The organism is Neisseria sp. P0004.S004 (genome assembly GCF_051963335.1).
Lineage (GTDB): Bacteria > Pseudomonadota > Gammaproteobacteria > Burkholderiales > Neisseriaceae > Neisseria.
Genome location: NZ_JBQCUK010000003.1, coordinates 146,425 through 170,551, shown reverse-complemented (window position 1 = coordinate 170,551; position 24,127 = coordinate 146,425). Strand labels below are relative to the sequence as shown.

General features: G+C 49.0%; 27 protein-coding genes. 11 read left to right on the top strand and 16 right to left on the bottom strand.

The window, feature by feature from the left end; genetic code table 11:
• Positions 1 to 21: 21 nt before the first annotated feature.
• The 3 genes from ACTHRY_RS03670 to ACTHRY_RS03660 all read left to right on the top strand — a co-directional run bounded on the left by ACTHRY_RS03670 (position 22) and on the right by ACTHRY_RS03660 (position 2,431).
• Entirely contained in the window at positions 22 to 465 is a 444-nt protein-coding gene (locus ACTHRY_RS03670; RefSeq protein WP_049322250.1) for an META domain-containing protein, read from the top strand.
• A gap of 98 nt (positions 466 to 563) precedes the next feature.
• On the top strand, positions 564 to 1,343 hold the full coding sequence (locus tag ACTHRY_RS03665; protein ID WP_049322251.1) for a ferredoxin--NADP reductase: 780 nt from the start codon (positions 564 to 566) through the stop codon (positions 1,341 to 1,343).
• A gap of 77 nt (positions 1,344 to 1,420) precedes the next feature.
• Positions 1,421 to 2,431 carry an adenosine deaminase gene (locus tag ACTHRY_RS03660; RefSeq protein ID WP_049322252.1) on the top strand — a complete coding sequence of 337 codons (1,011 nt, stop codon included), beginning with the start codon at positions 1,421 to 1,423 and terminating at the stop codon, positions 2,429 to 2,431.
• 44 nt (positions 2,432 to 2,475) lie between these two features.
• On the opposite strand, the gene bioB is transcribed toward ACTHRY_RS03660, so the two are convergent.
• A complete protein-coding gene (gene bioB, locus ACTHRY_RS03655; RefSeq protein WP_049322253.1) occupies positions 2,476 to 3,528 on the bottom strand; it encodes a biotin synthase BioB in 1,053 nt (350 codons plus the stop codon).
• A gap of 217 nt (positions 3,529 to 3,745) precedes the next feature.
• Here bioB and miaA point away from each other — a divergent pair, with 217 nt between their 5' ends.
• From miaA to hpnC, 3 genes are read left to right on the top strand one after another with little or no spacing between them, the layout of a single operon-like run.
• Complete coding sequence (miaA, locus tag ACTHRY_RS03650; RefSeq protein WP_049322254.1) at positions 3,746 to 4,687, top strand: tRNA (adenosine(37)-N6)-dimethylallyltransferase MiaA; 942 nt, start codon at positions 3,746 to 3,748, stop codon at positions 4,685 to 4,687.
• Between the two features lie 3 nt (positions 4,688 to 4,690).
• Entirely contained in the window at positions 4,691 to 5,413 is a 723-nt protein-coding gene (gene tadA / locus ACTHRY_RS03645; RefSeq protein ID WP_049322256.1) for a tRNA adenosine(34) deaminase TadA, read from the top strand.
• Positions 5,414 to 5,466: 53 nt separating this feature from the next.
• The gene (gene hpnC, locus ACTHRY_RS03640; RefSeq protein ID WP_049322257.1) at positions 5,467 to 6,282 is read left to right on the top strand and encodes a squalene synthase HpnC; all 816 of its coding nucleotides are present in this window, start codon (positions 5,467 to 5,469) and stop codon (positions 6,280 to 6,282) included.
• 49 nt (positions 6,283 to 6,331) lie between these two features.
• On the opposite strand, the gene htpX is transcribed toward hpnC, so the two are convergent.
• From htpX to surE, 6 genes are all read right to left on the bottom strand, one after another.
• On the bottom strand, positions 6,332 to 7,171 hold the full coding sequence (gene htpX / locus ACTHRY_RS03635) for a protease HtpX (RefSeq protein ID WP_049322259.1): 840 nt from the start codon (positions 7,169 to 7,171) through the stop codon (positions 6,332 to 6,334).
• Positions 7,172 to 7,360: 189 nt separating this feature from the next.
• Positions 7,361 to 8,269 (bottom strand): oxygen-dependent coproporphyrinogen oxidase, encoded by a 909-nt coding sequence (hemF, locus tag ACTHRY_RS03630; protein WP_049322260.1) that lies wholly within the window; start codon positions 8,267 to 8,269, stop codon positions 7,361 to 7,363.
• A gap of 129 nt (positions 8,270 to 8,398) precedes the next feature.
• Positions 8,399 to 8,932, bottom strand: coding sequence for a C40 family peptidase (locus ACTHRY_RS03625; protein ID WP_049322269.1), 534 nt, complete (start codon positions 8,930 to 8,932; stop codon positions 8,399 to 8,401).
• A 43-nt stretch (positions 8,933 to 8,975) separates the two neighbouring features.
• Positions 8,976 to 10,499: a phospholipase D family protein gene (locus ACTHRY_RS03620; RefSeq protein ID WP_049322261.1), complete on the bottom strand. Its 1,524-nt coding sequence runs from the start codon at positions 10,497 to 10,499 to the stop codon at positions 8,976 to 8,978.
• A gap of 78 nt (positions 10,500 to 10,577) precedes the next feature.
• Positions 10,578 to 11,489 (bottom strand): peptidoglycan DD-metalloendopeptidase family protein, encoded by a 912-nt coding sequence (locus ACTHRY_RS03615; RefSeq protein ID WP_440374058.1) that lies wholly within the window; start codon positions 11,487 to 11,489, stop codon positions 10,578 to 10,580.
• 83 nt (positions 11,490 to 11,572) lie between these two features.
• Positions 11,573 to 12,337 (bottom strand): 5'/3'-nucleotidase SurE, encoded by a 765-nt coding sequence (gene surE, locus ACTHRY_RS03610; protein ID WP_049322262.1) that lies wholly within the window; start codon positions 12,335 to 12,337, stop codon positions 11,573 to 11,575.
• A 98-nt stretch (positions 12,338 to 12,435) separates the two neighbouring features.
• Here surE and ACTHRY_RS03605 point away from each other — a divergent pair, with 98 nt between their 5' ends.
• Positions 12,436 to 12,774, top strand: a complete 339-nt coding sequence (locus ACTHRY_RS03605; protein ID WP_049322263.1) for a hypothetical protein — start codon at positions 12,436 to 12,438, stop codon at positions 12,772 to 12,774.
• A 55-nt stretch (positions 12,775 to 12,829) separates the two neighbouring features.
• On the opposite strand, the gene ACTHRY_RS03600 is transcribed toward ACTHRY_RS03605, so the two are convergent.
• Together ACTHRY_RS03600 and ACTHRY_RS03595 are read right to left on the bottom strand one after the other, a co-directional pair.
• Positions 12,830 to 13,126, bottom strand: coding sequence for a rhodanese-like domain-containing protein (locus tag ACTHRY_RS03600; protein ID WP_234398634.1), 297 nt, complete (start codon positions 13,124 to 13,126; stop codon positions 12,830 to 12,832).
• A 184-nt stretch (positions 13,127 to 13,310) separates the two neighbouring features.
• Positions 13,311 to 13,646 (bottom strand): carboxymuconolactone decarboxylase family protein, encoded by a 336-nt coding sequence (locus ACTHRY_RS03595; protein ID WP_036491029.1) that lies wholly within the window; start codon positions 13,644 to 13,646, stop codon positions 13,311 to 13,313.
• A 130-nt stretch (positions 13,647 to 13,776) separates the two neighbouring features.
• On the opposite strand from ACTHRY_RS03595, the gene ACTHRY_RS03590 reads away from it, so the two are divergent.
• Positions 13,777 to 14,733 carry an AraC family transcriptional regulator gene (locus ACTHRY_RS03590; protein ID WP_049322271.1) on the top strand — a complete coding sequence of 319 codons (957 nt, stop codon included), beginning with the start codon at positions 13,777 to 13,779 and terminating at the stop codon, positions 14,731 to 14,733.
• Positions 14,734 to 14,834: 101 nt separating this feature from the next.
• On the opposite strand, the gene typA is transcribed toward ACTHRY_RS03590, so the two are convergent.
• Entirely contained in the window at positions 14,835 to 16,646 is a 1,812-nt protein-coding gene (typA, locus tag ACTHRY_RS03585; RefSeq protein WP_003746523.1) for a translational GTPase TypA, read from the bottom strand.
• 419 nt (positions 16,647 to 17,065) lie between these two features.
• Between typA and bfr (ACTHRY_RS03580) the strand changes: the two genes are divergently transcribed.
• Together bfr (ACTHRY_RS03580) and bfr (ACTHRY_RS03575) are read left to right on the top strand one after the other, a co-directional pair.
• Positions 17,066 to 17,530, top strand: a complete 465-nt coding sequence (gene bfr / locus ACTHRY_RS03580; RefSeq protein ID WP_049322266.1) for a bacterioferritin — start codon at positions 17,066 to 17,068, stop codon at positions 17,528 to 17,530.
• 29 nt (positions 17,531 to 17,559) lie between these two features.
• The gene (bfr, locus tag ACTHRY_RS03575) at positions 17,560 to 18,033 is read left to right on the top strand and encodes a bacterioferritin (protein ID WP_003680736.1); all 474 of its coding nucleotides are present in this window, start codon (positions 17,560 to 17,562) and stop codon (positions 18,031 to 18,033) included.
• Positions 18,034 to 18,153: 120 nt separating this feature from the next.
• Here bfr (ACTHRY_RS03575) and ACTHRY_RS03570 read toward each other — a convergent pair whose 3' ends face one another.
• Positions 18,154 to 19,269 (bottom strand): methyltransferase, encoded by a 1,116-nt coding sequence (locus ACTHRY_RS03570; RefSeq protein ID WP_049322267.1) that lies wholly within the window; start codon positions 19,267 to 19,269, stop codon positions 18,154 to 18,156.
• Positions 19,270 to 19,495: 226 nt separating this feature from the next.
• On the opposite strand from ACTHRY_RS03570, the gene ACTHRY_RS03565 reads away from it, so the two are divergent.
• Positions 19,496 to 21,289, top strand: coding sequence for a 2-isopropylmalate synthase (locus tag ACTHRY_RS03565; protein ID WP_049322268.1), 1,794 nt, complete (start codon positions 19,496 to 19,498; stop codon positions 21,287 to 21,289).
• 82 nt (positions 21,290 to 21,371) lie between these two features.
• On the opposite strand, the gene ACTHRY_RS03560 is transcribed toward ACTHRY_RS03565, so the two are convergent.
• The 5 genes from ACTHRY_RS03560 to ACTHRY_RS03540 all read right to left on the bottom strand — a co-directional run bounded on the left by ACTHRY_RS03560 (position 21,372) and on the right by ACTHRY_RS03540 (position 24,000).
• Positions 21,372 to 21,704 (bottom strand): hypothetical protein, encoded by a 333-nt coding sequence (locus tag ACTHRY_RS03560; RefSeq protein WP_049322058.1) that lies wholly within the window; start codon positions 21,702 to 21,704, stop codon positions 21,372 to 21,374.
• A gap of 95 nt (positions 21,705 to 21,799) precedes the next feature.
• Positions 21,800 to 22,285, bottom strand: coding sequence for a 5-(carboxyamino)imidazole ribonucleotide mutase (gene purE, locus ACTHRY_RS03555; RefSeq protein ID WP_003686478.1), 486 nt, complete (start codon positions 22,283 to 22,285; stop codon positions 21,800 to 21,802).
• A gap of 79 nt (positions 22,286 to 22,364) precedes the next feature.
• Positions 22,365 to 23,120 (bottom strand): tetratricopeptide repeat protein, encoded by a 756-nt coding sequence (locus ACTHRY_RS03550; protein WP_049322060.1) that lies wholly within the window; start codon positions 23,118 to 23,120, stop codon positions 22,365 to 22,367.
• Between the two features lie 14 nt (positions 23,121 to 23,134).
• The gene (locus tag ACTHRY_RS03545; protein WP_049322061.1) at positions 23,135 to 23,803 is read right to left on the bottom strand and encodes a class I SAM-dependent methyltransferase; all 669 of its coding nucleotides are present in this window, start codon (positions 23,801 to 23,803) and stop codon (positions 23,135 to 23,137) included.
• A gap of 11 nt (positions 23,804 to 23,814) precedes the next feature.
• Positions 23,815 to 24,000: a DUF3460 family protein gene (locus ACTHRY_RS03540; protein WP_003746542.1), complete on the bottom strand. Its 186-nt coding sequence runs from the start codon at positions 23,998 to 24,000 to the stop codon at positions 23,815 to 23,817.
• Positions 24,001 to 24,127 lie beyond the last annotated feature (127 nt).

Genomic DNA, 24,127 nt, shown 5'->3' with positions numbered 1-24,127 from the left:
AGTAATCAATTAGGGATAGACATGAAAACATTATTCGGTCCATTGATGAGTATGGTAGTTTTGACAGCTTGTACATCTCCTTCAGCGTCTCAGGCTGAACAAGTCTCTAACGCGCAGGTGCAAACTCAGCAAACGGCTCAGCCTACTTTAGCCGCTAAATGGCGTGTTGTTGCTTTCAATAAACTCACCGAAAAAGAATTGGCGGATAAAAACGCTTATTTAGATTTCAGCGAAATGCCCAAGGCCCATGGCAATATGGGTTGCAACGGCATGATGTTCCAAGTGAATGTAATCGGTACGGATAAAATTGATTTTGGCCCTATTGCGGCAACCAGAATGCTGTGTGAAGACATGAAGCTGGAAAATGCGTTTTTGCGCAAACAAAGCGTATGGAACTATCGTTTTGACGGTAATGATTTGATTTTGGAACAAAAAGGCATCAGTATCCGTTTGCGCCGTGAATAATCTTAAAGGCCGTCTGAAAATAAATATTTCAGACGGCCTTTTGAATCTTTATAATAAGCCCTATTTGAAACTGATACCGAATATCAAGGAAACCTATTATGGCAGCTTCCCCAGAAGCCAAGTTTACAGAAGAAAAAGTCTTGTGGATCAAACACCATACGCCTAAGCTGATGACTTTTGCCATCAGCCGCCCTGAGTCCTACCGTTTTTCGGCAGGGCAGTTTTCGCGGCTCGGTTTCCGTGACGGCGAGGGCTTTATTTGGCGCGCGTATTCCGTCGTATCTGCCGAATACGCCGATACGCTTGAGTATTTCGCAGTGTTAATCGAAGGCGGTCCGATGTCGGCGCGTTTTGCCGCGATGAAAGAGGGCGACACTATTTTGCTGGATAAAACGGCTACCGGTTTCCTCTTGCCCGAGCGTTTCCCCGACGGCAAGGATTTGGTTATGCTCTGCACGGGTTCCGGCATTGCGCCTTTCCTCTCCATTATCGAGCAGCCTGAAATCTGGCAGCGTTTCGACCGTTTGGTCTTGGCGCATTCCGTCTCTTACGCCGACGAGTTGATTTTCAACCAACGCCTTGCCGATTTGAAAGAGCATCCGCTGATTGAAGAATATTTCCATAAATTCACTTTTGTTCCGGTCACTACTCGTGAAGAAACGGAAGGCGCATTGAGCGGCAAACGGATTCCCGAATTGCTGAAGAATGGCGGTTTGGAAGCAAAAATCGGCTTTAAGTTTACCAAGGCCGATACGCGCTTTATGGTTTGCGGCAATCCGGCAATGGTTAAAGACACTTTCCAAGCCCTGATGGATTTGGGCTATGCCATGCACCGCAACCGCATCCCCGGCGAAATCATGATGGAAAATGGTTTTTAACAGATAAATGGTCAAAGGCCGTCTGAATATTTCAGACGGCCTTCAATATTAAATATAAACCGAAAAACAGAGAAAATATGAATATCAAACAACTTATCCAAGCCTTGCCAAAAGCCGAGCTGCACGTCCATATCGAAGGGACGTTCGAGCCGGAATTGATGTTTGAAATCGCTAAGCGCAACCACATAGCGATTCCTTATGAAAATGTCGAAGCGGTACGGCAGGCTTATGATTTTCACAATTTGCAGTCGTTTTTGGATATTTATTATGCCGGTGCCGGCGTATTGCTGCACGAGGCAGATTTTTACGATTTGACCCGCGCGTATCTTGAGCGTTGCCGCGAAGACAATGTCGTGCATACGGAAATATTTTTCGATCCGCAAACCCATACTGCGCGAGGCGTGGCGTTTGAAACCGTGATTAACGGCATTGTCCGCGCCTGCCGTGAAGCTGAGCAGCAATGGGGCATAAGTACGCGTTTGATTATGTGTTTCCTGCGGCATTTGTCGGAAGAAAGCGCATTTGAAACCTTAAATCAGGCTTTGCCTTATAAAGAACACATCATCGGCGTAGGCTTGGATTCGAGCGAGTTGGGGCATCCGCCGTCCAAGTTTGAACGCGTGTTTGCGCAGGCGCGGGCGGAGGGTTTGTTGACGGTAGCGCATGCCGGAGAAGAAGGCCCGCCAGAATATGTTTACGAGGCTTTGGACTTGCTGAATGTCCGCCGTATCGATCATGGCGTACGGGCGGAAGAAGACGAGGCGTTGATGGCACGTTTGATTAAAGAACAAATGCCGTTGACCGTTTGCCCGTTGAGCAATTTGAAATTAAAAGTATTTCCGGAGATGGCAAAACACAATTTGCGCCGTATGTTGCAACGCGGCGTGTTGGTAACCGTCAATTCCGATGATCCGGCGTATTTCGGCGGCTATATGAACCGAAATTTTGAAGCGCTTGCCGAGGCATTGGATTTGAGTGCGGAAGAAATCAAAACCTTGTGCGCCAATTCGTTCCGCGCTTCGTTTTTGAGCGAGGCGGAAAAGGAAGAATGGATACGGAAGATTGAAAGTTTTCATGTTGAATCATGATAAAAGGCCGTCTGAAAGTTTCAGACGGCCTTTTATCATGGCGGTTAATAATTAACTTTGATTTTAGGTGTTTCCTGCGCGGCTTTGTATTCTTCTTCCAATTCAAAGCGTAGCGGATACAAATTCAATTTTTCCATCAGTAGGCGGTCGCCGTCTTCGTCCGGATTGCCCGTAGTCAGCAGCTTGTCGCCGTAGAAAATCGAGTTTGCGCCCGCCATGAAACACATGGCCTGCATGGATTCCGGCATATTGCTGCGGCCTGCGGAGAGGCGGACGTAGCTGTGCGGCATGGTAATGCGCGCGACGGCGATGGTGCGGACAAATTCCGTCCAGTCCAAATCTTCGGCATCGGCCAGCGGCGTGCCTTCCACTTTGACTAACTGGTTAATCGGCACGCTTTCGGGCTGCGGATCGAGGTTGGCAAGGCTGGCAATCAGGCCGGCGCGTTCGGCGCGGGTCTCGTTCATGCCGACAATGCCGCCGCAGCAGACTTTCAAACCGGCATTGCGGACTTTGCCCAAAGTGTCCATGCGGTCTTCGTGTTTGCGCGTATGGATGATGTCGTTGTAGCGTTCGGGGTCGGTGTCGAGGTTGTGGTTGTAGTAGTCTAGGCCGGCTTTTTTGAAGTCTTCAGCCATGCCGTCTTCGAGCATGCCGAAGGTGCCGCACACTTCCATGCCCAAGCTTTTTACCGCGCTGATGATTTCGGAAACGACAGCCACGTCTTTAGGTTTAGGGCCGCGCCATGCCGCGCCCATGCAGAAACGGCTGGCACCGCGTGATTGGGCAATTTTGGCTTTTTCGACGATTTCGTCCACGTCCATCATCTGCTCTTTGCCCAGATTGGTGTTGTGGTGTGCCGATTGCGGGCAGTAGGCGCAGTCTTCGGGGCAGCCGCCGGTTTTGATGGAGAGCAGGGTGGAAAGTTGGATTTCGCGCGGGTTGAAGTTTTGGCGGTGGATTTCGGCGGCTTGGAAAACGAGGTCGAGGAAAGGCAGTCCAAACAAAGCCTCGACATCGCATTTTTTCCAATAACGCGCAGTCGGATGCGGCTTGCGCTCGGTTTGACGGCGCAAGGCTACGGGAGATACGGTCATAGTGTGTTCTTTCGTGTTTACAGCGACGCAGTGTCGCTGACGGCTTGACTGCCGGCGCAATGACGGCAGCAGCAGGTTTGAAATCAATATAAAAGGCCGTCTGAAACGGCGCAGCAAGTGTAACGCTTTTGATAATGTAGAGCAAATGTTTCAGACGGCCTGAAATATGGTTTGCCCGGGTTTGCTATAATCGCATTTTTAATTTTTCCGTTTTCTTATGAACGCCCCCAAAGCCTTCGCCGTACTCGGCCCGACCGCCGGCGGTAAAACCGCACTGGCCTTAAATATTGCCCGATCGTTGCCGGTGGAAATCATCAGTTTGGATTCCGCGCTGGTGTATCGCGGCATGGACATCGGCACGGCCAAGCCGACTGCTGAAGAGCTTGCCGCCGTACCGCATCATTTGATTGATATTATCTCGCCGCTGGAAAGTTACAGCGCGGCGGATTTTGTCGGCGACTGCGTGCGCTTGGTGAATGAAATACATACGCGCGGACGCTATCCGCTGATTGTCGGAGGCACGATGATGTATTTCCACGCGCTGACGGAAGGTTTGAACGATTTACCCGGCGCGGATGCGGAGGTGCGCGCACAGCTTCAGGCGGAAAAAAACGAACGCGGTCTGGCAGGCCTGTATCGCCGTTTGCAGGAGGTTGACCCGATTACGGCAGGCCGTCTGAAAGCCAATGACAGCCAGCGTATTGAACGCGCTTTGGAAGTCTATCTTCTGACCGGCAAGCCTTTGAGCGAACATTTCACAGAGCAGAAGCAGGCTGCGCCTTTATTGGATTTATGCACGGTTGCCCTGATTCCCGAAGACCGTCATTTGTTACACCAGCAAATCGAAAAACGCTTTTTAAGTATGCTGGAGCAGGGTTTCCTAGATGAAATGCACGTCTTACGCCGCGATTATCCGCAGCTGCATGCCGATATGCCGTCTATGCGCTGCGTGGGCTACCGTCAGGCTTGGGATTATCTCGAAGGCGAAACCGATTATGACACCTTTGTCGAAAAAGGCATTGTCGCCACACGCCAGCTTGCCAAACGCCAGTTGACCTGGCTGCGGAAAATTCCTTTGGCGCACACGTTAGATCCTTACGCAGACAGTGATTATGTTCAGACGGCCTTAGCCTTGGTGCGTCAGCATTTTCAGGAATAATCCATGCTGACTACGCCACCACTTGCGCCTAAGACGTTGGCCGCATTAAAAGAATTGGGTATTTGTTCACTGGAAGATTTACAGGAAATCGGCGCAGTCCGCGCATTTCTATTGCTGAAAGCATCTGGTTTGACCGTAACCAAAAGCACCTTGTGGCAACTGGATGCGTTAGTTTCAGGAGTGGATGTCCGGCATATTTCCGAGGAGAGAAAGACGGAGCTGGGCAAGACCTTGAAAAACCATCCGCCTGTTGCCGTTTTTCCTTCGCAAAACGATATGGAAACCTTTATGCGGCTGGCGATAGAACAGGCCAGACAATCGGCGGCCTTGGGTGAAGTGCCCGTTGGCGCAGTCATCGTATATCAAGGCGAAGCAATCGCTGCGGCACATAATACCTGCATTGGTGACCACAATGTCAGCCACCATGCCGAAATCAATGCGCTTTCCGCCGCTGGTAAGGCCTTGCAAAACTACCGTTTGGAAGATTGCGACGTATACATCACATTAGAGCCTTGCTCCATGTGCGCATCTGCTTTGATACAGGCACGGGTCGGGCGTGTGATTTATGGTGCGGCCGAAGCTAAAACCGGTGCGGCAGGCAGCGTGGTCGATTTGTTTGCCGACAAACGTCTGAACAAGCATACTGCAATTTTGGGCGGCATATTGGCAGAAGAATGCCAAAACGTATTGCAGGATTTCTTTGCGGCCAAACGTAAGGCCGTCTGAATTTCAGACGGCCTGTCAGCAAAAACATTCTATTTAAAATTTTCGGATTTCCCATGTCAGTCAATCATTACGAAAACTTCCCTGTCGGCTCCATTGTGCTGCCGCGCCGTTTGCGCAAGCCGGTTCATGCCGTTTATACTTTTGCGCGGACGGCGGACGATATTGCCGACGAAGGCAATGCCGAAGCAGCCGAACGCCTGCGCCAACTGGACGAACTGAAGGCAGAGTTAGATCGCATTGCACAAGGTGGGAAACCGCAAACAGCTTTGATGCAGCGTTTGTACAACGAAGCGATTGTGCCGTTTCAATTACCGTTGCAGCCGTTTTATGATTTGCTGGCGGCGTTCAGTCAGGATGTGGTCAAAACCCGTTATGAAAACTTTGGCGAATTGATTGCCTATTGCCGTTTGTCCGCCAATCCGGTGGGGCGCATTATGCTGCATTTGTACGGACAAACCGATGAAGTGAGCATGGCGCAAAGCGACGGCATTTGCACTGCCTTGCAGCTGATTAATTTTTGGCAGGACGTAGCGGTAGATTGGCAGAAAGGGCGCGTGTACATCCCTCAGGAAGATTTGCAGAAGTTCAAAGTCAGCGAAGAACAGATTGCGGCCGGCAAAGCCGACTTTGCTTTTCAACGACTGATGGCACACGAGTGTCAACGTGCCTTTCAAATACTGAAGGCCGGTTCGCCGTTGGGCAAAACCCTCAAAGGACGAATCGGTTTTGAGTTGCGCATGATTATTGTCGGCGGCCAGTTGATTTTGCAGAAACTGGACGGTTGCAAATATGACGTGTTTAACCAGCGGCCGCTGTTAGATAAGAAAGACTGGATGATTATCATCAAACGGGCTTTGATGAAGAAATAAAAAAAGGCCGTCTGAAATGGATGTTTCAGACGGCCTTGATGTTTTTCGATTAGCGGTTTTTCAAACGGTTGATGCGGTTGTCCAAAGAAGGATGGGTGCTGAACCAAGAATCTTTGGCTTCGCTGGCAATGCCCATTGCCGTCATGGTTTGCGGCAAATCGCTGGGGTTGCCTTTCAAGCGTTGCAGGGCGGCAATCATTTTCGGCGCGCCCACCAGTTTTGCAGCGCCCGCATCAGCGCGATATTCGCGTTGGCGGCTGAACCACATCACGATGATGCTGGCAAGGAAGCCGAATACAACCTGTAATACCATGCTGACCATGAAATATGTACCTTGCGAAGTGCTGCCGTCATTGTTGCGCGCCACCATGCTGGAAACGATACGCGCCAAGAAGACAACAAAAGTATTCACAATACCTTGAATGAGCGTCAGCGTTACCATATCGCCGTTACCGACGTGCGCCATTTCATGCGCCAAAACGGCTTCGACTTCATCGCGGGTCATGTGGTCGAGCAGGCCGGTGCTGACGGCGACGAGCGAGCTGTTTTTGGTTGCGCCGGTTGCGAAGGCGTTAGGCTCGGGCGAGTCGTAAATGGCTACTTCCGGCGTTTTCAGATTCCATTGGCGGGCTTGCGCTTCAACAGTTGCCAACAGCCAAGCTTCTTCTTCGCTTTGGGGCTGGTCGATGACGACGGCTCCAACCGAATGTTTGGCGATGGTTTTTGACATCAGCAGGGAGACAATCGAGCCGCTGAAGCCGACGACTGCGGAATAAGCCAACAGGCTGCCGACTTGGTCGGTACTGTTGATGCCCAAGATGGCCAAAATAACACGGATGACAACCAGAACTGCAATATTGGTCGCGATAAATAAGAAAATGCGTTTCACCGATTATTCCTTTTTAGTGTGGTTTGTGAGGTGATTTTTATATGGGCGCATTGTCTCAAAAACTCTATAGAGATGAAACAGCGCAATAGGCAAAGGTATGCAAATTCAAAGCAATTGAAGCAAAGGCCGTCTGAAAAGGTAGTCTCAACCAGTGAGAATCGCTTTTCAGACGGCCTTTGATAGGTAAAACTATCTGCCGGCTTCTTCCAGCCAGTTGCGCGGTATGAGGAATTGATTGAGGCGTGCTTCGGGTGAACCTTCTTCCGGCACATATTGATACTCGAAGCGTACCAAAGGCGGCATGGACATCAAAATGCTTTCCGTACGGCCGCCGCTTTGCAGGCCGAACAGCGTGCCTCTGTCCCAAACCAAGTTAAATTCCACATAGCGTCCGCGACGGTAGAGTTGGAAATCGCGTTCACGTTCTCCATAAGGCGTGTTTTTGCGTTTTGCCACAATCGGCAGATACGCTGCGATATAGCCTTCCCCGACTGCCTTGATAAAATTCAAGCAGGTATCGAAATCCCAGCGGTTTAAATCGTCAAAAAACAGGCCGCCCACGCCTCGTGTTTCGTTACGGTGTTTCAAATAAAAATATTCGTCACACCATTGTTTGAATTCAGGATAAACCGATTCGCCAAATGGCGCGCATACGTCCCGCGCCACTGTGTGCCAATGCACGATATCTTCTTCAAAAGGATAAAACGGCGTCAAATCAAAGCCGCCGCCAAACCACGAAACCGGCTCGGCATTTTCAGGATAGGCAATAAAAAAGCGCACATTGGCATGGCTGGTCGGAACATAAGGATTTTTCGGATGAATGACCAGCGACACGCCCATGGCTTCAAACGCCGCGCCTGCCAATTCCGGACGATGGGCCGTAGCAGAAGCCGGCATTTTTGTTCCCTTTACATGCGAAAAATTCACACCGGCCTGCTCGAATACTGCGCCGTTTTTCAATACGCGTGTTTCGCCGATGCCCAGTTTCCCCGTCCATGCTTCATGCACAAATTCGGCTTCGCCATCTTCTTGCTCCAGAGCGGCGCAGATTTGGTTTTGCAGGGTTTTGAGGAGGGTTAGAACGGATTCTGTGTGCATGATATTTCCTTGATGGTGTTTTGTTATGGATAAATTTTTGCACAGGCCTATCTTGTAACCAAGTTTCATTCATCAGCAATAGGTTGAAAGGTATCGATGATGTTGCGATACCTTTCAGACGGCCTTGATTTATTCAGTAAAAAAGGTATGTGCGCCCAAATAGTTTTTGGCGTAAAACGGGGTGGAAAGTTTTTCGGTTTTGATGGTTTTGCCGCTGCTGGGGGCGTGGATGAATTCGCCGTTGCCGATGTAGAGGCCGACATGGGAATACTTGTGTGCGCCGCCGGTATTGAAAAAGACCAGATCGCCGGCTTTTAATTTGTCATCGGAAATTTTACGGCTGGCGGCGGCCATATCGCGTGCGGTGCGTGGCAGGTTGACGTTGAGGGCGTTTTTATAGACGAATTGGATCATGCCGCTGCAGTCAAAGCCTGTGGCTGTGGTACTGCCGCCCCATTTGTAGGGCGTGCCGATCAGACCCATGCTGTGAAGCATCAATTCCTGCGAACCTTGGGTGCGGTCGATATGGGAAATGCGGACAGGTTGGACTTTTCTGGCGGTTGTTTGCGGCTTTTGGGATTTGTGTTTGCCGGTAGTGCCGCAAGAGGCCAACAATAGGCCGGCAGTACAAACAAATAGGGTTTTGCAGATGAGTCGAGACATGATGAATTCCTCCGGCCGCATGATTTATGTTTTCAGACGGCCTCTATAATAATCCTTCTATGGGCAGGATGGACAGGATTTTTGAAGTAACCCGTTTCCAGAATTTGGCTTCTGGTTCTTGTGCATAAGTTCGTTTTTCACTTGGGTCATACCAGTATAGTTTATTGTAATTGCCAAGCGTTACCTGATAGGCGTAGTTTGGGGTGGTCGTAACGAGGGTGCGCTGCATTTGGCCTGCGATTTCGGGACTTTCGATGACGACACCCATTTCGGTATTGAGCCGTGCGGAACGTGGGTCAAGGTTGAATGAGCCGATGAAAATGCGTTTTTCATCCACGATGAATGTTTTGGCGTGCAAGCTGGTGGCGGAGCTACCGGTCAAGCCGCGGTCTTTGGTGGTCGGAACGGCATGATTGGGTTGGAGTTCGTATAGTTTGACCCCGGCTTTGAGCAAGGGCTTGCGGTATTTGACGTAGCCGGAATGGACGGCGGCAACATCGGTCGCTTGGAGGGAGTTGGTCAGGACGGTAACGTCCACGCCGTTGTGTATCAGTTTTTCTATGGCCTTAACGCCAGATTTTGTGGGCACAAAATAAGGGGAGACAAGGTAAACGCTTTTTTCAGGTTGCTTGAGGGCGTCTTGCAGGCGTTCGGAAATAGGCGGTTTGTGCCGGTCGCGGTCTAAGCCTTTAGCCGGGTCATCGCTGATCAGGCGTGTGCTGACACTTTGCCACTCCATAAGGTTGCTCTGCATTTTTTGATAGAGGTTGGAGTGTTCGATGCTTTGACGGTAGCGGATGAGCGTTTGATTTTTATCTTGGTCGGTGTAATCAAGCTCTGCCAATCCTTTTTGCAGGTTTCCTCGTTTGATGATGCTGGTTGCGTTATAAGCGGAATGGCTTGCCCAATAGCGGTCGAAGTCTTGGGAAACTTCGGTTACGACGCGGCCTGTGGCGAGGATATCGAGGTCGGCAAAGATGGTATCGTCGTTAACCTTAAAATATTCGTCGCCGATATTGCGTCCGCCCAAAATGGTGGCACGGTTGTCGGCGGTAAAGGATTTGTTGTGCATTCGGCGGTTAAGTCGCGGGAAGTCGGCAACGTAGCCGAGTGCACGCCATTTTCTGAAAATAAAGGGATTAAACAGACGGACTTCGATATTGGGATGATTGTCGAGTGCCAGAAGGAGATCATCCATGCCGTTGGTGTTGTTGTCGTCCAGAAGCAAACGCACACGGACGCCGCGTTCGGCCGCGCGATGAATCAGGTTGAAGAGAAGCTTGCCGGAGATGTCGTTGTGCCAGATATAGTACTGCAAATCGAGGGTATGGTCGGCGGATTCAATCAGGGCGGCACGGGCGACAAAGGCTTCATGGGCATCGTTCAGCAGATAGATATGGGAAACATCGGCCTTGGAGGGAATAGAAGGAATACCTAAGGCGCTGTCCAGTCGCGGCGTTGAAGGGATGTCAAGATAACTGCTTTGGGTGCGTTCGTCCAGTGATGGCAAAAACACGGCGCAACCGCCTAATAGCAGGGAATAAAGAAGAGGAAGATGAAATTTCATGGGAAACCGGTACAAACAATCCCTACCTAAATGACATTTAGGCAGGGATTGAATTGAAATTAGGTTGCTTGAATCAGCTTAGAAGGCAACATAATTTGCCGGATTGACCGGTTTGCCGTTTTGACGGATTTCAAAGTGCAACTGGGTACGGGATGCATCGGTATTACCCATGTGGGCAATGGTCTGGCCGCGTTTCACGGTTTGGTTTTCATTAACCAGCAGGCGTTGGTTGTGGCCGTACGCGCTCAAGAATGAGGAGTTGTGTTGGATGATGACCAAGTTGCCGTAACCGCGCAAGCCTGAGCCTGCGTAAACGACTTTACCGTCTGCGGCTGCAACAACAGGCTGGCCTTGCGCACCGGCGATATCTACACCTTTATTGCTGCCGCCGAAGTTGGCGATAACGTTACCGGTAGTCGGACGTTGCCATGTGATGCCGCTGACGTTGCGGCTGCTGCCGGTAGATACGGTTGGTGTATTTGCAGGCGTGCTAGGAGCCGGAGCAGTGGTTGTAGTTGTTGGAGTAGAAGGTTTGCTTGCAGAAGCTGCAGGTGCAACGTAGCCTTCAGGTTTCACGCGCAGGGTTTGACCAATGCTGATGGTGTTGTCGGCCAGGTTATTCCATGCACGCAGATTGTCTTGGGTAATGTTGTAGCGCTTGGAGATGTTGTAAACGGTATCGCCACGAACAACAGTATGTGTCGCTGCATTGATATCAACAGGCGCATAAGAAGGCGTGTAAGTGCCGGTGCTGCCGCTGTTGTACGTTGGAGTAGGTGTATTTGCCGGCGGAGTGTATGGCGCATCTGCCGCTGGGCTGGTGTTGGTATTGTAAGGCGCTGCACCGTAAGGATTATCAGCGGTAGAACTTGTTGTTGACCCACCGCTTTGTGTGCCGACGACTACAGGAGCCGGTTGTTGGCTGGCACAGGCTGCAAGTAATAAAACCAAAGCTGCCGATCCGGCATAAGATACACTTTTTTTCAACATGTTAATGACTTTCGTATTCGGGTAATTGTTCTCGTCGAGGCATATCATAATAAAAATATGCTTGTTTCTCAAGTGTTCGGCTGTTAGGGACTGTTAAGGCGCAGGATTTCTGACCAAAAGGAAGCGGTTTGCTCCATTTGTCCGTAGGCAGTCAAATCGACTTGCAGCGGGGTAATCGTGATGAAGCCGGACGCGCATTCGCCAAAGTCGGTACCTTCTTCGCTGTCGGAAACATCGCCGACCGGTCCAATCCAATAAATTTGTTCGCCACGTGGATTATACATGGGAACAATGCTTTGTTCATGATGACGGCGGCCGAGCCGTGTAATTTTTATGCCTTGGATATCCTCAGGTGCAACGGCAGGGATATTGATGTTCCATAAGATGGGTTCGGAAATAGGGCGTTTGAGAAAGTAGGAAAGCAGTATCCAAGCGGCTTTTTCCGCAGTTTCCCAATAACGGCCGCTGGAGTCGGCAAGTGAGAAAGCAATGGCGGGAATGCCCATCAGGTAGGCTTCCGTCGCGGCGGCAACCGTACCGGAATAAAGCGTATCGTCGCCCATGTTCGCGCCGTTGTTAATGCCGGACAAGACTAAGTCGGGTTTGAAGTCGGCAAGGGCATGCTGGCCGACATGAATGCAGTCGGTCGGAGTACCGTTAACATAGTAAAATCCGTTTTCCGCCTGTTTGAGTTGTAAAGGACGGTCTAAAGTCAGGGAATTGCTGACGCCGCTACGATCGCGTTCGGGCGCAACCACCCTGACATTGGCAAATTCTGCGCACACTCTTGCCAAAACAGCCAAACCGGGCGCAAGATAACCATCGTCGTTTGAGATTAATATGTTCATGTGACAATATTGTGTCTATCGGTAAGATGGACGGTATTGTACTGGTTTGCTTGAGCGATTGTCCATGAATCGGCAACGTTTGGGCGGAAAGGATAATAATGAAACATTATGAATTAGACCCCAAAGCTTTATTGGGCGGCGTGATTGCTTCAGACGGCAATCAGGAGATTGTTCAGCTTTCACTGCAGAAGTATAATGAAATTCCGGCATATGAGACGGATGCGATTATTTTGCTTTTGGTTTTAAACGGCAAAGCCGAAATCAAAACGGTGGATCAAGTTTTGCAGACCGAAGGCTTGCAAGTTATCCGTCTTGAGCCGATGGAGGCGCACAGCATTCGCGCGTTGGCTGATAACACCAATATTTTGGTTATCAAACAATTGATTCACGAAACCGGTCTCAGCAAACGTTTGAGATTTGGAAGTTGCTGTTTGTAATGGCAATAAAGGCCGTCTGAAAAATTTCAGACGGCCTTTTTAAAATCAACTAGATTTATTTCAAACCTTTTTTCACCAAATCTTCATAACCGCCATGGTTGGTTACGTTAGTGTAACCGGCTTTTTTCAGTTCGGTCAGCGCGGCTTCTGCTCGGCGGCCGCTGCGGCAGTAGAGGTTGATCGGTGCGTTTTTATCCGGGCTGACGGATTTGATGCGTTCAACGATTTGGTCGTGCGGAATATTGAGCGCACCTTGCAAATGGCCTTCTTTGAATTCTTCGGCAGAGCGGACATCAATCCAAACGCCTTTTGCTTTTACAGGTTGAGCCGCACTTTTTTCAACTTTAGGCATAGAGGCAGCGGAAGCGGCCAAAGGAGTTGCAACAGTGGCGGCAAAAAGTACGGCGGTCAGCAGTTTCTTCATGATTCAATCTCCTGTTAGATAGAAAATAATATAATAACTATATCAGTTTAGCATTTCATCAGGCCGTCTGAAAGGGGAGTTGTCTTTCAGACGGCCTGATTTTACAAGCTGATTAGCGTTGGGTTTCTACTGCTTCTAAGGCGCGCAAAGCATATGTATAAGCAGCACCTGCGTTTAGAGAAATAGCGGTGGCCAATGCGCCGGCGATTTCGCTGTCGGTTGCCCCTGCTTTGGCAGCGGCGGCTGCGTGCACGCTGATGCAGCTTTCGCAACGTGTGGTAATGGCAACGGCAATGGCGATCAGTTCGCGTGTTTTGGCATCCAGTGCTTCGGCGGCGGCTGCTTGTTCCAGCGCGCCGTAGGCTTGCAGCATTTTAGGATGGCTTTTGCCCAATTCGCCGAATGATTTTTTTACCAAGGCTGTGTGTTCAGGCCAATCTTTAAACATGATATTTCCTTTCTTGATGTATTTGGATAAGAATCAAAAAATCCTATCCGTTTGTGTTTGGTGTGTGTATTATTGCAATAATCAGACGAATAAAATCGTCAAAACATCTCATTTATTGGTAAAAAACACTATGGATATTTTAGATAGATTGGTCGAATTGGCGCAGATAAAGGGCAGTGTGGATGTTCAGTGCCTGTTTCAAGGGGAGTGGTATGTGCGGCATGAGCCCAAGCGTGCGCATGGTTTGGTGCATATCGTAACTGCCGGTTCGGGCTATATCCGAATTGATGGGGAGCAAGAGGCCAGGCTGCTGAGTGCGGGGGATATTATTTTCTTCCCGCGCAGCGTTGGGCATACTTTGAGCAGCGACAGCAGTTGTGAAAATTTCGGTGTTCGCGTGCTGACGGCTGAGAATGGTGCATTTAAAGTCAAGCAAAGTCATGCCGGTGGGGAGGCGGCTTTGCATCTTTTTTGCGCACGGTTTGAATATGAAGCGCAGGCGGATATGATGACGGGACTGCCTGATACCGTTTTATTGAACATTAACCATCCGTCTTTGCAGTATTTGGTGACCTTATTGCAATATGAGAGCAGTCAGGCTTTATCCGGCTCGGTAGCGGTTGTGAATGCATTGGCTTCGGTGTTGCTGGTATTTCTGCTTCGTGCCTGTTTGGAGAAAAATGAGGAAGCGCAATTAAGCGGTTTGCTGAATGGTTGGCAGGATAAACGTTTGCGGAATTTGCTTCAGGCAGTCGTCGAAAAACCGGAAGAAGAATGGAATATTGAGAAAATGACTGCGATGGCCAATTTGTCCCGCGCCCAATTGATGCGGGTATTTAAACAGCAGACGGGAACAAGCCCGCATGCTTTTGTAAACAGTATCCGCTTACAGCAGGGGGCGTTATTGTTGAAACAGACGGCGGATTCGGTTTTATCGGTTGCGCTTTCGGTCGGTTTTCAATCAGAAACGCATTTTGGTAAGGCATTTAAAAAGCAATATGGGATATCGCCGGGACAATATCGTAAAAATGACCGACCTGATGAAGCGGCGGTGCAGGCGGAAGAAATGCCGATTTATTTTATTTGAGCAAATCATAAAAGGCCGTCTGAAAGTGTAAAAGTGAAATCTAGGATTTCCAAAACACTTTTCAGACGGCCTTGATTTTAAAGCATGTCAATCAAACAGGATTAGTCCAGTTTTTTGAAATGGCGTCGGCGTTCCAACTCGCTCAGGTAGCGTTTGCGCAGACGGATGGATTGTGGCGTGATTTCAACCAGTTCGTCATCGTCGATAAACTCAACTGCGCCTTCCAAAGTCAATTTGATAGGCGTGGTCAGGCGGACGGCTTCATCAGTACCGCTGGCACGGATGTTGGTCAGTTTTTTACCTTTCAGAGGGTTTACCACCAAGTCGTTATCACGGCTGTGGATACCGATAATCATGCCTTCGTAGACTTTATCGTTTGGAGAAACGAACATACGGCCGCGGTCTTCCAAGTTCCACAGGGCGTAAGCAACGGCTTCACCTTGCTCTTGAGAAACCAATACGCCATTGTGTCGGCCGGGCATATCAGGTTTAACCGGAGCATAGTCGTCAAAAACGTGGCTCATCAAGCCGGTACCGCGGGTCAAGGTCATAAATTCACCTTGGAAACCGATCAGGCCGCGTGCAGGAATATGGTATTCCAAACGTGTACGACCGTTACCGTCGCTTTCCATATTGGTCAATTCGCCGCGGCGGCGGCCAAGTTCTTCCATGACCGCGCCTTGGTTTTCATCCGGTACGTCCACAGTCAGATTTTCGTAAGGCTCGCATTTTTGACCGTCAATTTCACGGAATACCACGCGCGGTTTGCCGACTGCCAATTCAAAGCCTTCGCGGCGCATGTTTTCCAGCAAAATGGTCAAGTGCAATTCACCGCGGCCGGAAACGCGGAAGACATCGGCATCGGCAGTGTCTTCAACACGCAGGGCAACGTTGGTCAGCAATTCTTTTTGCAGGCGGTCGCGGATTTGGCGGGAAGTTACGAATTTGCCTTCAGTACCGGCCAAAGGAGAAGTATTGACCATAAAGTCCATGGTCAGTGTCGGCTCGTCCACGCTCAACATCGGCAAGCCTTTGGGGTTGTCTTTGTCGGTAATGGTTACGCCGATACCGATGTCTTCAATACCGGAAATAATCACGATGTCGCCGGCCTCAGCTTCTTCCAAAGGTACGCGTTCCAAGCCTTGGAAGCCCAACAGCTGATTGATTCGGCCTTGGGCGACTTGTTCTTCATGATTCATGACGGCAACGACTTGGCCGGGTTTGATGCGGCCGTTCAGGATGCGGCCGATACCGAGGCGGCCGGTGTAGTTGTCGTAGTCCAGTTGGGAAATTTGCAGTTGCAACGTTTCGTCCGCGCTGCCGCTTGGTGCAGGCGTGTGTTTTAAGATGGTCTCAAACAGAGGACGCATATCGTTGCTCTCGTCGGTTTCTTCCAATTTGGCAAAGCCGGAGAGGCCGGAAGCATAAACGATAGGGAAGTCCAATTGTTCGTCTGTTGCACCTAAGCTATCGAACAATTCGAATGTTTGGTCGATAACCCAGCTTGGACGGGCAGACGGTTTGTCGATTTTATTAATGACGACGATCGGTTTCAGACCCAAAGCCAAGGCTTTTTTGGTCACGAAACGGGTTTGCGGCATAGGGCCTTCTTGTGCGTCAACCAACAGTACGACACAGTCGACCATGCCCAATACACGTTCCACTTCGCCACCAAAATCGGCGTGTCCCGGGGTATCTACGATGTTGATATGGTAGCCTTCATATTCGATGGCGGTATTTTTAGCGAGAATGGTAATGCCGCGTTCTTTTTCAAGATCGTTGCTGTCCATGACGCGTTCTTCGACTTGCTGGTTGGAACGGAATGTACCGGACTGACGCAGCAATTGGTCAACTAATGTGGTTTTGCCATGGTCGACGTGGGCGATGATGGCAATATTGCGGATTTGTTTCATGATGATTTATGTGTTTCAGCTAGGTGCTTAAAAAAAAGATAACTGGTAATTATAGCACGATTCCTAAATGTTGACGGAGTGGATGATTCAAAAAAATGAGGCAAAAGCAGTTGAGAATAATTCATAATTAAATTTGATTGATTTTGTTGGATTATTTGCTTTTATTTATGGTTAACGAATGTAAATGTTTTTGAATAATGCAATGGATTCTTAATAACAATGTCAAAAAATTGTTATTAAAAACAGGGGATTAATTTTTCAGACGGCCTTTTAGGCAGGTTAAATTTTTTGATAATTGTTTGTATTTTAAATAGAAAATTTGTCAAAAGTGCTACTTGTGCATACAATTACCTCATTCCCTAACAACACACGAATCTTCATTTCGTGATTATCAACTTTTAAAAGAAAGAGAAAGAATTATGCAAGGCAACCAAGCAGTTATTGATTACATGAACGAATTATTGTCTGGTGAGTTGGCTGCTCGCGACCAATATTTTATTCACTCTCGCATGTACTCTGAATGGGGTTACACCAAATTGTTCGAACGTTTGAGCCACGAGATGGAAGAAGAAACCACTCACGCCGAAGACTTCATCCGTCGTATCCTGATGTTGGGCGGTACGCCTAAAATGACCCGTGCCGAACTGAACATCGGTACTGACGTAATTTCTTGCCTGAAAGCAGACTTGAACACTGAATACGAAGTACGCGATGCGCTGAAAAAAGGTATCAAATTGTGCGAAGAAGCTCAAGACTATGTTACCCGCGATTTGATGGTTGCCCAACTGAAAGACACTGAAGAAGATCACGCTCACTGGTTGGAACAACAACTGCGTCTGATCGAATTGGTCGGCGAAGGCAACTACTACCAAAGCCAACTGTAATCTAGCCTATAACATATAAGGAGCTGAATATGAAAGGCGATCGCTTAGTTATTCGCGAGCTGAACAAAAACTTAGGTTTGTTGCTGATTACCATTAACCAATACTTCCTGCATGCCCGCATTTTGAAAAACTGGGGTTTTGAAGAATTGGGCGAACACTTCTTCAAACAATCCATCCGCGAAATGAAATCCGCAGACGATTTGATCGAGCGTATTTTGTTCTTGGAAGGCCTGCCTAATCTGCAAGAATTGGGTAAACTGTTGATCGGTGAATCTACCGAAGAAATCATTGCCTGCGATCTGAAAAAAGAGTATGAAAAACATGATGCTCTGGTTGCAGCCATCGCTCTTGCAGAAGAGCAACAAGACTACGTCAGCCGTGATTTGTTGGAAAAACAAAAAGACATCAACGAAGAACACATCGACTGGCTTGAAACTCAGCAGGAATTAATTGGTAAAGTTGGTTTGCCAAACTACCTGCAAACAGCGGCGCAAGAGGACTAAAACACAAACCACTGCCAAATATAGCAGTCCCTGCTCCCATCAACGGCATATCTTTACGATATGCCGTTTTCTTTTGTGGAAATGCTTAAAGGCCGTCTGAATGTTCAGACGGCCTTGATTTTATATCGCTTTCAAACGGTATAGATAAGTAGTTTCCTTGTTTCTGGCAAACGCCAAAGGATCGGATTCATCTATTGCTTTTTTGTGTTGCGGTTTGGTTTTCAAAATATCGACTACATTGAGTGAGGCCGTCTGAAAGCATTGGTTTAGAAAGTCTTTATCACGCAAATGCAAGTGTTCTGCCAAATCTGAAATAATCAGCCAAGCTTCGCCGTTTGGATTTAAGTGATGACGTACGCCGTTAATGAAGGCTGTCAACATGGCATTGTTTGGGTCGTAAAGTGCAGTCTCAATAGCGGAGGTCGGTTTTGCCGGCAGCCAAGGCGGATTGCAGATGATAAGGTCGGCGCAAGTTTCGGGAAATAAATCAATCGATTGGATGTTGACGGCTTTATCCAAGCCTAGGCGTTTGAGGTTTGCTGTGGCACAGGCAATTGCTTTGGGGTTGGTGTCTGTGGCAATGATGTCGGGTATGCCTCGTTTGGCCAAAATTGCGGCAATAACACCTGAGCCGGTGCCGATGTCAAAGGCTGTCTGAATATTGGGAGCGAGTGGTGCTTGGGCGATTAAATCCAAATATTCGCCACGCAGTGGAGAGAATACGCCGAAAGGAACATGGATTTTTCCGTCTAGCTGCGGAATGTCTATGCCTTTTTTGTGCCATTCGTGTGCACCGATAAAACCCAATAATTGATTCAGCGGCAAAAGAAACGGTTTGTCGTTTGGTGTTTCGTAAACATCGCACAGAGCAGCGTAGATGTCGGGTACGCGTGCATTGTCCAGTTGAAAATTCGGTTGAATTTCAACGGCAAGCATATTGAGCAAACGGCTTTGCTGAGCTTGTTTCATACGGTGGGCGTGAAAGGCCGTCTGAATATCGGCAGGTGCGTCTTTCTTTTTTTCAGACGGCCTGCGGATACGTTTTTTCATTGCGGCCAAGACTTGCTTGGCATTGTGAAAATCGCCAGTCCAAACAGTTGCAGTTTGCGCGTGGGCATTTTTTAAGATTTCTGCTGCGCCTACTTCTTGTATGTAAACCGCCTGCTTGGGTGGCTTTTGTGTGCTTTCGTTGCGCCATTCGATGTCGGAGCGGCTGGTAGGGATGGTATGGGGCATAATGTGTTTCAAATCGTGAAAATAGAGGATTAGTTTACTATATTTAGGATGTGTTCGGTTTGAGAGGAGCTTTTAATAGTCTCAATTAGACAAAATGTATAAAAATTTCTCAATTTTTAAAATTTACACCAATATTTTTATAAAAATAGATTGTCATTTTGTCTAAAATGAGTATAATGCAAAACCAGAACATAATAATCTTAATCAGATTTGGACAAGGAACATCATGCAATTAGACATTGACCGTTTGGTTGCCTATTTTGGCGGCGTAAACGCGCTGGCCGAAGCCCTGAAACAGCACGACCCGGAAAATGCTGCGACCACAGCGGCTATCTACAAATGGCGTACACGCGGTTCCCTGCCTTTGGTTCAGTTGCAAAAACTGACCGCTTTGGCGGAAGCGCAAGGCAGACCGCTTGATTTGAATGCTTTTTTACAAAAAAATGAATCTCTGGAGAGAACAGAAATGACACAAACCAACCGCGTTATCATTTTCGATACCACCATGCGCGACGGCGAGCAGTCGCCCGGTGCATCCATGACCAAAGAGGAGAAAATCCGTATTGCCCGCCAGTTGGAGAAAATGGGCGTGGATGTGATTGAGGCGGGTTTTGCCGCCGCCAGTCCGGGCGATTTTGAATCGGTTAATGCGATTGCCAAAATCATTACTAAATCTACAGTTTGCTCATTGGCGCGTGCCGTTGAAAACGATGTGCGTAAAGCAGGCGAAGCTGTTTCCCCTGCGCCGAATAAACGTATTCACACTTTTATCGCCACCAGCCCGATCCACATGGAGCACAAACTGAAAATGAAGCCGCAGCAGGTCATCGATGCGGCGGTCAAAGCGGTAAAAATTGCTAAAGAATACACCGACGATGTGGAATTTTCCGCCGAAGACGCCGTGCGTTCGGATTTGGACTTCCTCGCCAAAATCTTTACAGCGGTTATCGAAGCGGGCGCGACCACCATCAATATTCCCGATACTGTCGGCTACTCCATCCCTTCCGTGTGGTACGAGCGTATCAGCAACATCATCAAAAGCGTACCCAACGGCGACAAAGTAGTCTGGTCGACCCACTGCCACAACGATTTGGGGATGGCGGTTGCCAACTCGCTGGCCGCCGTTCAGGCAGGCGTGCGCCAGGTGGAATGCACCATCAACGGTTTAGGCGAACGCGCAGGCAATGCCAGCCTTGAAGAAATCGTGATGGCGTTGAAAGTGCGTCATGATTTGTTCGGCTTGGAAACCGGCATCGATACCACGCAAATCGTGCCGGTATCCAAACTGGTGTCCACCATTACCGGTTATCCGATTCAGCCAAATAAAGCGGTAGTTGGCGCAAACGCCTTTGCACATGAATCAGGCATCCACCAAGACGGCGTGTTGAAACACCCTGAAACCTATGAAATCATGACGGCCGAATCAGTCGGCTGGTCAACCAACCGCCTGACTTTGGGCAAACTCTCCGGTCGCAGCGCATTCCGCAGCAAGCTGGCAGATTTGGGCATCGAATTGGAAAGCGAAGAGGCGTTGAATGCGGCATTTGCCCGCTTCAAAGAACTCGCCGACAAAAAACGCGAAATCTTTGATGAAGATTTGCACGCTTTGGTGTCTGACGAAATGGGCAATATGAATACCGAAAGCTACAAATTCATTTCCCAAAAAATCAGTACCGAAACCGGTGAAGAACCGCGCGCCGATATTGTGTTCAGTATTCGCGGCGAAGAAAAACACGCTTCCGCTAGCGGATCAGGCCCTGTTGATGCCATCTTCAAAGCCATTGAAAGCGTGGCGCAAAGTGGCGCAACCTTGCAGATTTACTCTGTCAATGCGGTAACTCAAGGTACAGAAAGCCAAGGTGAAACTTCCGTCCGCCTGCAACGTGGCGACCGTGTGGTCAACGGCCAAGGTGCAGATACCGACGTGTTGGTGGCAACTGCCAAAGCCTACCTCTCCGCATTGAGCAAACTGGAATTCGGCCAAGCCAAGCCAAAAGCGCAAGGCAGAGGCATGATTTAATGCTTTGAACAAGTAAAGGCCGTCTGAAAACGTTGTAATACGTTTCAGACGGCTTTTTTATTAGTCCGAAGAACCAGCTCGGTTATTGAAGTTTCAGCAGCCTATCTTGTTCGACGGACAATACGCCGTTTACCTTTTTAAAATAGGCAATGGCATCTTCAATCTTGGTCTTGGAAGACGGACGAATAGCAATACCGTTCAGGTTTTTGTATTCATAAATCAAACTTGCACCGGAGGCTTTGACTGCTTTTAGCAATGGCGCAGAACCGGTTTGTGCATCATAGAAGATAATCAGGTTGCCGGTAGTATCTTGGGCTTGTTGCTGAGATGGAGTAGCGTTTGATTGGGCAGGAATACTTGGGCTTTGGCAGGCACAAAGTAGGGTGGAGAGTAGGATGAATGCCAGGGGTTTCATGATGTTGATTTAATTTGATCAATAAACAAGGCCGTCTGAAAAGTGTAAAACGAAATCTAAGTTTCCTTTTACAACTTTCAGACGGCCTTAGTCCGTTATGCTTCAGGCAATTCCATGGCTAGAACGGTTTGCTCTTGTTTGGCACGGAAAGCCGCCAATTTTTCAGCCAATTCAGGATTTTCGTTGGCCAAAAGTGAAATGGCAAACAGCGCTGCATTGGCCGCACCGGCTTCGCCAATGGCAAATGTGGCAACAGGAACGCCTTTGGGCATTTGCACAATCGAAAGCAGGGAGTCTTCGCCGCGCAGATATTTGCTGGGAACGGGAACGCCTAAGACGGGAACCGTGGTTTTGGCAGCGACCATGCCCGGCAAATGCGCTGCGCCGCCTGCGCCGGCAATGATGGCTTTGATGCCGCGTTCGCGTGCGGTTTCGGCGTATTCAAACATCAAATCAGGCGTACGGTGTGCGGAGACGACACGCGCTTCGTATTCAACGCCGAATTCTTTGAGAAATTGTGCTGCCTGCTGCATCACCGGCCAATCGCTGTTGCTGCCCATAATAATGCCGACTTGGATCATGAGGAGTTCCTTTTGCTTGAATGGATTAAGGGTAAAAAATATTCAGACGGCCCTGGGGATGACAAGGCCGTCTGAACGTTTATCTTTGTTTGAGACTGATGGAAGCGCGTTTTGCCGCTTCGCTGTTGGGGAAGCTTTGTATCAGTTTGCGCCATGTGCTGCGGGCGATGTCTTTTTGTTGCAGTTTGTATTGGCACTGGCCGATGCTGTACATTGCATCAGGAGCTTGCGGGCTGTTGCGGAATCGGTTGGTGTAGCGGTTGCCGATTTCGATAACGGATTCGCAGTTGCCCAGACGCTGTTGGCTTTGCAGAAGTAGATACATATTGCGGCGGGCAATTTCGCTGCCGTTGCCGCCGTCGGCTTCTTTCAAAATGGCTACTGCGGCGGAGAAGTTGTTGCGCTGATAGTATTTTTGCGCTTGGTTATAAAGGCGCAGTTCGTTTTGTGCGGCTGAGTCTGTTTCAGACGGCACGCCGCCGCCATTGGCCAAATAGTTCATTTTCAGCTTGCGGTCGTCCAAACGCTGGGCTTTGGGTTTGGGAGCCAAAGGGGTTGGACGTTTGATGGTTCGCTGTTGTTCCAATGTGTGCAGGCGTTGATTTAATTCTTCAACGGTGCGTTCCAGTCGGGCGATTTGTATGCCCAAGTGGTCAATCTGGGTTTGTTCGTCCAAGCGCGGATAGGGAATATTTTTTTCAGGCAAAGGCTCACGCGGAATATCCGGCAGGACAAAGTTGGCATTGTCGGCAGGTTGATGGGGATGGGAAACGGCGCATGATGCGGCCAATAGAGTAAGAGGTAAAAGAAACAGGGAACGTGATAATGTTTTCATCAGATTGTGTCGTTTTATTTTTTTAGCAGCAGTGTCAAACCGTCGCCGATAGGCAGGGTAATGGGGATAATGCGTGTATCGTGCGGCAGGTTTTGGTTGAAATGGCGCAGGATATCCAAGCTGGGCGGATCGTTTTCGGCAGCTTCATTCATGACGCGCCCACCCAACAAGATATTGTCGATGGCAATCACGCCGCCACTCCGTACCAGTTGCAAACAGCGTTCAAAATATTTCGGCGTAGGCGGTTTGTCGGCATCGATAAGCGCCAAGTCGTAGCTTTCCGATTCGCCTTGCGCAATCAAATCGTCCAAAGTCAGCAAAGCCGGCTGCAGATGAAGCGAGATTTTATGCGCTATGCCTGTGGCCTGCCATGTTTCGCGGGCAATATCGGTAAAGGTTACATTGATGTCGCAAGCCGTGATTTTGCCGTCTTCGGGGAGGGCGAGCGCCATGGCGGTGCTGCTGTAACCGGTAAAGACACCAACTTCCAAATATTTTTTGGCATTCAATAACTTGGCCAACCACACCAACATGGCCGCCTGCTCTTGGGCGATAGCCATCTTTCCCAGACGATGTGATTGGGTACGCTCACGCAATGCGGTCAAAACGGGATGTTCGTGCTGACCGATGCTGTTGAGGTACTGCTGTAACGCCGGATCGGTATTGTGGGTGTTGGTCGTCATACCGATACGGTTTAGTCTTGATAGTAGGTGTAAGGTTTTTTGTTGACTTTGGCCGCTTCAAATTCAGCCTGTTCGGCCGGATTAAGGGTTACATCCCACAGTAAATGGCGGTTTTCGAGGCGTTGCGCTTCTAATTCGGGATGGTCGGCCATGAGTTTGTCGAGGAATTGGGTAGCTTCAGATTTGTAGTGGTACATGATGTTTTGCCTGAATCGTTGTCAGACCGTTATTATAGCCGATATTTTTTGTCAATACGCTAATTAATCGAACTTCCATAAGGTATAATGGCACGTCTTTTTTAGGCCGTCTGAAGCCTTTGCTCAA